Origin of the sequence: Streptomyces alkaliterrae (assembly GCF_007097205.2) — a bacterium.
GTDB classification, from domain to species: Bacteria; Actinomycetota; Actinomycetes; order Streptomycetales; family Streptomycetaceae; genus Streptomyces; species Streptomyces alkaliterrae.
The window spans coordinates 1-10111 of the sequence record NZ_VJYK02000199.1; the positions used below are offsets into that span (position 1 = coordinate 1).

9 protein-coding genes are annotated in these 10111 nt (G+C 70.4%); 6 read left to right on the top strand and 3 right to left on the bottom strand.

Annotated features, from left to right (window positions below):
- From murJ to trxA, 6 genes are all read left to right on the top strand, one after another.
- On the top strand, positions 1–1658 hold a 1658-nt coding region (gene murJ, locus FNX44_RS18025), incomplete at its 5' end, for a murein biosynthesis integral membrane protein MurJ (RefSeq protein ID WP_143649311.1).
- Between the two features lie 255 nt (positions 1659–1913).
- Positions 1914–3641, top strand: coding sequence for a protein kinase family protein (locus FNX44_RS18030; RefSeq protein ID WP_143649312.1), 1728 nt, complete (start codon positions 1914–1916; stop codon positions 3639–3641).
- Between the two features lie 47 nt (positions 3642–3688).
- Positions 3689–4312, top strand: a complete 624-nt coding sequence (locus FNX44_RS18035) for a sigma-70 family RNA polymerase sigma factor (protein ID WP_143649319.1) — start codon at positions 3689–3691, stop codon at positions 4310–4312.
- Positions 4309–5367, top strand: coding sequence for an RsmA family anti-sigma factor (locus FNX44_RS18040; RefSeq protein WP_143649313.1), 1059 nt, complete (start codon positions 4309–4311; stop codon positions 5365–5367). Before FNX44_RS18035 ends, FNX44_RS18040 begins: the two co-directional genes overlap by 4 nt.
- A gap of 168 nt (positions 5368–5535) precedes the next feature.
- A complete protein-coding gene (gene trxB, locus FNX44_RS18045) occupies positions 5536–6528 on the top strand; it encodes a thioredoxin-disulfide reductase (RefSeq protein ID WP_143649314.1) in 993 nt (330 codons plus the stop codon).
- Positions 6529–6638: 110 nt separating this feature from the next.
- Complete coding sequence (gene trxA, locus FNX44_RS18050; protein ID WP_143649315.1) at positions 6639–6962, top strand: thioredoxin; 324 nt, start codon at positions 6639–6641, stop codon at positions 6960–6962.
- A 67-nt stretch (positions 6963–7029) separates the two neighbouring features.
- On the opposite strand, the gene FNX44_RS18055 is transcribed toward trxA, so the two are convergent.
- The 3 genes from FNX44_RS18055 to FNX44_RS18065 form a co-directional block, all read right to left on the bottom strand.
- A complete protein-coding gene (locus FNX44_RS18055) occupies positions 7030–7647 on the bottom strand; it encodes a GNAT family N-acetyltransferase (RefSeq protein ID WP_143649316.1) in 618 nt (205 codons plus the stop codon).
- A gap of 61 nt (positions 7648–7708) precedes the next feature.
- The gene (locus tag FNX44_RS18060) at positions 7709–8788 is read right to left on the bottom strand and encodes a ParB/RepB/Spo0J family partition protein (RefSeq protein ID WP_143649317.1); all 1080 of its coding nucleotides are present in this window, start codon (positions 8786–8788) and stop codon (positions 7709–7711) included.
- Positions 8785–9822 (bottom strand): AAA family ATPase, encoded by a 1038-nt coding sequence (locus tag FNX44_RS18065; RefSeq protein WP_143649318.1) that lies wholly within the window; start codon positions 9820–9822, stop codon positions 8785–8787. The genes FNX44_RS18060 and FNX44_RS18065 overlap by 4 nt, the downstream gene beginning before the upstream one ends.
- Positions 9823–10111: the final 289 nt, after the last annotated feature.

Genomic DNA, 10111 nt, shown 5'->3' on the forward strand with positions numbered 1-10111 from the left:
AACCGCCCCCGGCCAAGCCCTCCCGAGGCGGCGGCATTCTCAAGTCCAGCGCCATAATGGCCGCCGGCACCCTGGTGTCCCGCCTCACCGGCTTCCTCCGCACGGTGATCATCACCGCCGCGCTGGGCGCCGCGATGCTCGGTGACGCCTACACCGTCGCCTACACGCTGCCGACGATGATCTACATGCTGTCGATCGGCGGCGGCCTGAACTCCGTCTTCGTCCCGCAGCTCGTCCGAGCGATGAAAAACGACGACGACGGCGGCGTCGCCTACGCGAACCGGCTGCTGACGCTTGTCATGGTCGTACTCGGCGCCCTGGTCGCGCTCAGCGTGGTGATCGCCCCGCTGCTGATCAAGATGCTGTCGGTGCCGATCGCGAGCAACCCGGACGCCAACAACGTCGCGGTCACCTTCGCCCGCTACTGCCTGCCCACGATCTTCTTCATGGGCGTGCACGTGGTCATGGGGCAGATCCTCAACGCCCGCGGCCGGTTCGGCGCGATGATGTGGACCCCCGTCCTCAACAACATCGTCATCATCGCCACCTTCGGCGCCTTCATCTGGGTCTACGGCACCTACAGCACCTCCCAGATGGGCGTCACCACCATCACCCCCGAGGGCGTACGGCTGCTGGGCATCGGCACCCTGCTCGGCCTCGTCGTCCAGGCCCTGGCGATGATCCCCTACCTGCGGGCCGCCGGATTCCACTTCCGACCCCGCTTCGACTGGCGCGGCCACGGCCTCGGCAAGGCCGCCAAGCTGGCCAAGTGGACGATCCTCTTCGTCCTCGCCAACCAGGCCGGACTCATCGTCGTCACCCAGCTCGCCACCGCCGCCGGCGCCTCCGCGGCGGACGCCGGCAACGACGGCGCCGGCATCATGGGCTACAACAACGCGCTGCTGATCTGGCAGATGCCGCAGGCCATCATCACCGTCTCCGTGATGGCCGCACTGCTGCCCCGGCTCTCCCGGTCCGCGCACGACGGCGACCTGTCCGCCGTCCGCGACGACCTCTCCCACGGCTTGCGCACCTCCGCCGTGGCGATCGTGCCGGTCGCCTTCGGCTTTGTCGCCCTCGGCGTGCCGATGTGCCTGGTGCTGTTCTCGTCGGCCGGTTTCACCGCCGCCAGCTCGATGGGCTTCATCCTGATGGCGTTCGGCCTCGGCCTGATCCCCTACTCGGTGCAGTACGTCGTACTGCGCGCCTTCTACGCCTTCGAGGACACCCGCACGCCGTTCTACAACACCGTGATCGTCGCCGCGGGCAACGCCGCCGGCGCCGCGCTGTGCTACCTGCTGCTGCCCAGCCGCTGGGCGGTGGCCGGCATGGCCGGCTTCTACGGGGTCGCCTACGCCATCGGCGTGGTCATCGCGTGGAAGCGGCTGAGCCGCAAACTCGACGGCACCCTCCCGGCCGGACCCGTCGTGCGCACCTACGCCCGGCTGTGCCTGGCCAGCCTCCCGGCCGCGCTGCTCGCCGGCGGCACCGCCTTCGGCTCGCTGCGGCTGCTCGGCACCGGCTTCACCGGCGGCGCGACCGCCCTGCTGGCCGGTTCGGCGGTGCTCGGCGTGGTGTTCCTGCTCGCCGCGAAGCGGCTCCGGGTGGCCGAGCTGACCGCGATGATCGGCATGGTGCGCGCGAAGATCGGCCGCTGATACAACCATCGGTGACCACCATGTGTCGTGCATGGCGAGGAGTGCAGGCACAATTGTCGTGGCTGAGTTGGCCGAGTCGACAGACGTGGCCGGCTCGTCGGTCCGTACGGGCCCGCACCGCCATGCCCGGCGGCGCGGCCGGTGCGAGCAGTGCCGGCGGAATCAGTTCGATCCGCCGGGGTAGCCGAGCACCGTGCGACTGCCCGCAGACGCACGGACCGACGGCCGCGAGGGAATGGGGAGGCAGGAGCGACGGTGGCGGAACGTAGCACGGCTGCCGTTGACGTGGCGGGCGCGAGCGGCGGCGAGAGCGGCGGGCAGAACCCGCGGCGGCAGAGCAAGCCGGCAAGCGACACCACGGCCGACGGAACCAGGCCTCAGCCCGGCGCGACGCCGCCCGAGCTGCACAGCGGCCACAAACTGGCCCGTCGCTACCGGCTGGAGGAGTGCACCACCAGACTCGACGGCTTCAGCAGTTGGCGCGCCGTCGACGAGATGCTGCGCCGCGCCGTCGGCGTACACGTCCTGCCCGCCGACCACTCCCGCGCGCGCTCGGTGCTCGCCGCCGCACGATCCGCCGCGCTGCTCGGCGACCCGCGCTTCGTACAGGTCCTCGACGCGGTCGAGGAGAACGACCTCGTCTACGTCGTACACGAGTGGCTTGCCGACGCCACGCCGCTCACCGAACTGCTGGAGAGCGGCCCGCTGGAGCCCTACGAGGCGTACCAGATGGTCACCCAGGTCTCCCAGGGCATGGCCGCCGCCCACCGCGAGGGCCTGTCCCACCTCCGGCTCATCCCGAGCGCCGTCCTGCGCACCGGCGTCGGCCAGTACCGCATCCGCGGCCTCGCGGTGAACGCCGCGCTGCGCGGCATCAGCGCCGACAACGCGGCCCGCACCGACACCGAGGCGATCGGCGCGCTGCTCTACGCCGCCGTGACCCAGCGCTGGCCCTACGAGGAGGACGCCTACGGCCTGGCCGGTGTTCCGCCGCTGGCCGGCGGCGGCATCGTTCCCGCCGACCAGGTACGCGCCGGCGTCCACCGGGGCCTGGCCGAGCTCGCCATGCGCGCCCTGGTCAACAACGGCGCCACCGCCAGCAGCCGCGAGCAGCCCTGCACGACCCCGCAGGAGATCGTCACGGCCGTCGCCGCGCTGCCCCGCATCAAGCCCCCGGAGCCGGAGTTCCCGGCCGCCTTCGGCCGCGCCGGCTACGGGGGCTACTCCGCCGGCCCGTACGGCACCCCCGGCGGCTACCCGCCGAAGACCACACGGGCCGCCGCGAACGCGCCCACCCGTCCCGTGCAGGCGGCAGCGGCCCCCGAGCCCCCGCCGACCCTGCCCGGACGCACCGGCAAGCTCCTCAAGGGAGCCGTCTCCGCCCTGCTCATCGCCGCGCTCGGCCTCGGCAGCTGGCAGGTCGCCGACGCACTGATGAACGGCGGCGACAACAACTCCACCGGCGGCGCCGCCGGCCAGGAGGAGGAGCCCCCCGAGCAGACCAAGGAGAACGAGCCCAAGCCCGACACTCCCACCGGCAAGAGCATCAAGGTCGCCAAGGCCAAGGACTTCGACCCGCAGGGCCGGGACCGCAAGGAGAAACCGGCTGACGTTCCGAAGGCGCTTGACGGCAACCCCTCCACCTACTGGCAGACGGACTACTACGGCAACGCCACGTTCGGGAACCTCAAGGACGGCGTCGGCATCATCCTTGACCTGGGCGACGTGCAGCAGGTCAGCACCCTCAAAGTCAGCCTTCAGGGCAGCACCGGCGTCGACTTCCTCGCCACCCCGAGGACCGTCACCTCCATGCCGAACTCCCTCAGCGACTTCGGCAAGGTGACCGGCGGAAGCGGGGAGAGCGTCGTCCTCAAGGCGGAGAAGCCGATCAAGACCCGCTTTGTGCTGGTGTGGCTCACCGAGCTGCCGATCAACGACGGCCAGTACCGGGCGCGCGTCACCACCATCGAGGTCACGAGCTGACCCAGGTGCGAGGAGCCGAGGGAGAACCGCCGGTGGCCGAGGGCGCGATAGACCACTCGTCCGACAACGGCACCGCACGGCCCCCGACCGACGCGCGCACCTCCGACGCCGACCTCCTCGCGCGGCACGTCGCAGGTGACCCGGAGGCGTTCGGGGAGTTGGTGCGCCGCCACCGGGACCGGCTGTGGGCCGTCGCGCTGCGCACGCTCGGCGACCGGGAGGAGGCCGCCGACGCCGTCCAGGACGCGTTGGTGTCCGCGTACCGTTCCGCACACACCTTCAAGGGCAGGTCGGCCGTCACCACCTGGCTGCACCGCATCACCGTGAACGCCTGTATCGACCGCGCCCGCAAGGCCGCGACCCGGCGGACCACGCTCACCGACGACTCCACCCGCCTCGAAGCGCTGCTGGAGCCGCACGAGTCGGCGGCCGTACCCGCCGAACGTCGTGACCTGCACCGAGAGCTGCTGGCCGCACTGGCCCAGCTCCCCGTCGGAACAGTCAAGAGCCGATGCGCCAGGGGCAGAGCCAGACTGCTGCCCATGATCACCCATCTGCGCCCGGAGGGTACCGAGGGCGACCAAGAGGGAAGGAACCGGACGCGGGGGACAGCCGTCCCACCGGCAGACGACGCGGCCGAGGCGGCAAAGGACGGAGGTGGACCCGCGTGAGGGTGTCTCCCACGGCGTTCGACACCAACGAGCATCCCGAGGTCGCGGAGATCTCCGCGCTCACCGAGGGGCTGTTGCCGCCCGACCGTTCCGCCGACGTCACCAACCACCTCAACCTCTGCCTGCTGTGCGCGGATGTCCGCAGCTCGCTGGAGGAGATCCGCGGCGCGCTGGGCACCCTTCCGGGTCCGGTCCGGATGCCGGAGGACATCGCAGGCCGCATCGACGCCGCCATCGCGGCCGAAGCGCTACTCGACGCGACCGCGCCGGGCGTGGTTTCACGTGAAACGACGGCACGAGAGACGACGACACGAGAGACGACGGAACGCGCGGACGCGGCGCCCGGCGAGACGGCGCCCACCGAGGGTGGCGCTGTTTCACGTGAAACAGCCGGAGCCACGCCCTCGACCGGCCGACCCTCGAACCGCCTCGACGGCACTCGCCCGGACGGCGGCAAGCGGCCGGGCGGAAGCCGCCCCGGCGGACGGTCTCAGCGCCGAGGCGCCGCGCGCCGCCGGCGGACGCTCATCGCCACGCTCGGCGTCTGCGCCGTCGCGCTGATGGCCGGGCTCCTCCTACCCCCGCTGCTCGGCGACAACGGGTCGAACAGGAGCCGGGACGAAGTCACGGCGGAGCGGTCGGCGCCCGGTACCGGACCGGCACCCGAGGAGCTGGAAAAGCAGGTACACGAGCTGCTCGCGCTCACCCCGCGCCGCGCCCCCACCGAGACCGGCAACGGGGCGGCGCCGGAGCAGGGCGAGGAGCCCGGCGAGTTCAGCCCGAAGGCCAGTCCCAACGGAACCTTCGGTGCCGAGCAGACCGTCACACTGCCCGAGTGCGTCGCCGCCGCAGTGAACCGCACCGAGGCCCCGCTCGCCGCCACGCGGCAGAGCCACCAGGGCACGGACGCCTACCTTGTGGTACTGCCGCACCCCGGTGACAGCGAGCGTGTGGACGCCTACGTCGTGGACGCCACCTGCGCCGATCGGCCGGCCGACGACAAGGGCACCGACCCGGGCCGACTCCTGGCCCGCCACACCGTCGACCGCCGCTGACCGCTCGAAAGCGGTCTCCGTGTCCACGGAGTGTGCCTGTGGCTGTTCGGGGAATGCGCGGCCCGTAGGATCCGTTGGGTGAGGTGTGGGGCTCGACGGCAGGTACCGTCAGCCGCCCTCGGCAAGGCAGAGAACCGGTACGCCATCGGCAGACAAGGAAGGCTCCCAGTGAGCGACGTCCGTAACGTGATCATCATCGGCTCGGGTCCCTCGGGATACACCGCCGCCCTCTACACCGCGCGTGCCTCGCTGGAACCGCTGGTCTTCGAGGGTTCCGTCACCGCCGGTGGCGCCCTGATGAACACCACCGAGGTGGAGAACTTCCCCGGTTTCCGGGACGGCATCATGGGGCCGGAGCTGATGGACCAGATGCGCGCCCAGGCCGAGCGCTTCGGTGCCGAGCTGATCCCGGACGACGTCACCGCCGTGGACCTCACCGGACCGATCAAGACCGTCACCGACTCCGCCGGTACCGTTCATCGCGCCAAGACCGTGATCATCGCCACGGGCTCCCAGCACCGCAAGCTCGGCCTGCCGAGTGAGGACGCCCTCTCCGGTCGTGGCGTCTCGTACTGCGCCACCTGCGACGGCTTCTTCTTCCGCGACCAGAACATCGTGGTCGTCGGCGGCGGCGACACGGCGATGGAGGAGGCCACCTTCCTCTCCCGCTTCGCCAAGAGCGTCACCGTGGTGCACCGCCGCGACACCCTGCGGGCCTCCAAGGCGATGCAGGAGCGCGCCTTCGCCGACCCGAAGATCACGTTCGCCTGGAACAGCGAGGTCACCGAGCTCCACGAGACCGACGGCAAGCTGTCCGGGATGACGCTCACCGACACGGTGGACGGCACCACCCGCCAGCTGGACGCCACCGGCCTGTTCGTCGCGATCGGCCACGACCCGCGCACGGAGCTGTTCACCGACGTGCTCGAGCTTGACGAGGACGGCTACCTGAAGGTGGACTCGCCCTCCACGCGGACCAATGTTCCCGGCGTCTTCGCCGCGGGCGACGTCGTCGACCACACGTACCGGCAGGCGATCACCGCCGCCGGTACCGGTTGCGCCGCCGCGCTCGACGCCGAGCGCTACCTCGCCGCTCTCGCCGACGAGCCCGCCGCCGAGCCGGAGAAGACGGCCGAGGCCGTCGAGGCCGCTACCGTCTGAGTAGCGCCCCACCCGCCCGCACGCTGACCAACGCCGACGCCGGCCTCATCCCACCTCAGGCCCGGCGCCCCACCGACTCCGCATCACTGCGACCCACCCAAGGAGAATCAATGCCGACCGTGACCGCCACCGACAAGACCTTCGACGAGATCGTCCTCCAGAGCGACAAGCCGGTTCTGGTCGACTTCTGGGCGTCCTGGTGCGGCCCGTGCCGTCAGATCGCTCCGGCGCTGGAGGCCATCGCCGACGAGCACGCCGACAAGCTCACCGTCGTCAAGGTCAACAGCGACGAGAACCCGACCGTGGTCGCCAAGTACGGCATCATGTCGCTGCCGACCCTGAACGTCTACAAGGGCGGCGAGGTCGTGAAGACCATCGTCGGCGCCAAGCCCAAGGCAGCGCTTGAGCGCGACCTGGCCGACTTCATCGGCTGAACCACGCGACACCACCACGCGTGGCGCCTGTTTCACGTGAAACCCGCATCCGCAGAGAGGCAGCACCTCACAGCGGTCGGAGCGCGGGGTCCTTCTGGACCACGCCGAGCAGCTGGTCCAGCGCCCTCTCCATGTCCGCCTTCCAGGAGACCGTGCTTCTCAGCTCCAGCCGTAGCCGGGGAAACCGCGGATGCTGCCGTACCGTCTTGAAGCCGACCGCCCGCAGATACTCCGCCGGCAGCAGGCAGGAACGCCCGTCCTCGCGGGCGTCAGTAAAGGCCTCAACGGCCTTGAAGTCGCGCCGCAGCAGATCCTTCGCCACCGTCTGCACCAGCACTCTGCCCAGCCCCTGCCCTCGGAACTGCGGCAGCAGCCGTGCCGTCACCAGCTGGGCGGCGTCTGCAGACACCGGGCTGGTGGGAAAGAGCTCCGAGCGGGGAACGTAGGCGGGCGGTGCGTAGAGCACAAAGCCCGCGGGGGCGTCGTCGACGTAGACGATCCGGCCGCAGGACCCCCAGTCCAGCAGCACACCGGACAGCCACGCCTCTTTCTCCTCCTCCGCCCGGCCCTGCTCAGTCGCCGCCCGGCCGTTCACCGCGTCCAGCTCCCAGAAGACACAGCGACGGCAGGCGCTTGGCAGCTCGGACAGGTTGTCCAGGGTGAGAGGAACGAGTCGACGCCCCATGGAGACCATCGTATCCAGGGGGCGTCGACTCTTCAGGAGAGAAGTTCTCGTCCGCGGCGACCTACTCGTCGTCTCCCTCGGCCGACAGCTGGTCGGTCACCCGTCCCTCGCCGGGTGCCATCTGGCTGAGGATGCGGTCCAGGTCCTCGATCGAGGCGAACTCGACGACGATCTTGCCCTTCTTCTGCCCGAGGTCCACCTTCACTCGGGTCTCGTAGCGGTCGGAGAGTCGCCCGGCCAGCTGGTCCAACGCCGGCGCGACCCGCTTCCCGGCACGCGGCCGCCTCGGCTTGGCGGACTTCGAGGAGGACCCCATGAGGGTCACGATCTCCTCCACCGCCCGTACCGAAAGCCCCTCGGCGACGATCCGGTGCGCCAGCCGGTCCTGCTCCTCCGAGTCGTCCACGGAGAGCAGTGCCCGCGCGTGCCCCGCGGAGAGCACCCCGGCCGCCACTCGCCGCTGCACCGGCGGCGAAAGCCGCAGCAGCCGGAGGGTGTTGCTCACCTGGGGGCGGGACCTGCCGATGCGGTCGGCGAGTTGGTCGTGCGTGCAGTCGAAGTCCCGCAGCAGCTGGTCGTAGGCGGCGGCCTCCTCCAGCGGGTTCAGCTGGGCCCGATGCAGGTTCTCCAGCAGGGCGTCGAGAAGGAGCTTGTTGTCGTCGGTCGCCCGGATGATCGCGGGGATGCGCTCCAGGCCGGCCTCGCGGCAGGCCCGCCAGCGGCGCTCACCCATGATCAACTCATAGGCGTCGGCGCCCGTCTGCCGCACCACCACGGGCTGGAGCAGCCCCACCTCCTTGATGGAGGTGACCAGCTCGTCCAGCGCGTCCTCGTCGAAGACCTCACGCGGCTGTCTCGGGTTGGGGCTGATGGCCGAGAGCGGGACCTCGGCGAAGTGCGCCCCGGCGACCTCGCCGTGAACGCCGGCCTCGCCGTCCTGTTGCCCGGGCACGGGCGCGGTGGCCCGCTCCTGCTCGCGGTCCGCCGTCGACACCAGCTTCGCCGCCGCCACTCCGCGATCCGCGAGGACCGTCGCGGCGCCCACATCCGCCGCCGAGCCGGCGCCGGTGTCGTCCTTCTTCGGTGCGGCGGGGATCAGTGCGCCGAGCCCCCGACCCAGCCCCCTACGTCGATCGCTCACTGCGTGCCCTCCGCCATGCTGTGCTGTTCCCTTTCCTTCTCCGCACCTCGCAGTGCGATCTCCCGCGCGGCCTCCAGGTAGGAGAGCGCCCCGCTGGAGCCCGGGTCATACGTGAGAACCGTCTGCCCGTAGCTGGGCGCCTCGGAAATCCGCACCGACCGGGGGATGTTGGTACGCAGGACCTCCTTGCCGAAGTGACTGCGCACCTCCTCCGCGACCTGGGAGGCGAGCCGCGTCCGACCGTCGTACATCGTCAACAGAATGGTGGACACGTGCAGTTCGGGGTTGAGGTGCCCCTTCACCAGATCGACGTTGCGAAGCAACTGGCCCAGACCCTCCAGCGCGTAGTACTCGCACTGGATGGGGATGAGCACCTCCGCACTGGCCACCAGGGCGTTCACCGTCAGCAGGCCGAGGGACGGCGGGCAGTCGATGAGCACGTAGTCCAGCGGCTGCTCATAGGAGGAGATGGCCCGCTGAAGCCGGCTTTCCCGGGCGACCAGCGAAACCAGCTCGATCTCGGCGCCGGCAAGATCGATGGTCGCCGGAGCGCAGAAGAGTCCCTCCACGTCGGGGACCGGCTGCACCACGTCCGCCAGCGGCTTGCTCTCCACCAGGACGTCGTAGATCGACGGCACATCGGCGTGGTGGTCGATGCCCAGCGCGGTGGAGGCGTTGCCCTGCGGATCGAGGTCGATCACCAGGACCCGAGCCCCATGAAGGGCGAGCGAGGCCGCCAGGTTCACTGTGGTCGTGGTCTTACCCACACCACCCTTCTGGTTGGCGACCACCATCACTCGGGTCTGCTCGGGCCTGGGCAGGCCCTCACCGGCTCGGTGGATCGCCTCAACCGCCTGCTGGGCGGCACGGCCGATCGGAGTGTCATCCATCGGCGGCGGGGTTTCACGTGAAACATCCGCCACTTCGGAACGGGGACCGGGGACCGGCTCGGCCATCGGTCCCGCAAGGTTGGCGTCGGACCGCAACGGTTCACTCTCCTCGCAAGGCGGCTTCGCAGGCTCAAAGCCTGCCATGCCTCCCGGCTCCTGAACCACTGAGCCCCGCTTACCTGTGGAAAACTCCGCGCCCGCCGACACCTCCCCAGCCCCGACCTCCGGCCTCGGACGCACCCGGAACCGCGGCCCCTTCTCCGCATCACGGCCGATGCTCCGCTCCGACTTACGATCCCGAGGCAATGCGGCCGCTCGCCCGCGGCCGATGATTCCCTGTAGCAGAGAGCGACGTTTCACGTGAAACACGATGCCCCCACCCCACCCCGCACCTCCGGCGACACTCCGAAATGCGCAGCTTTGACGTTTATAT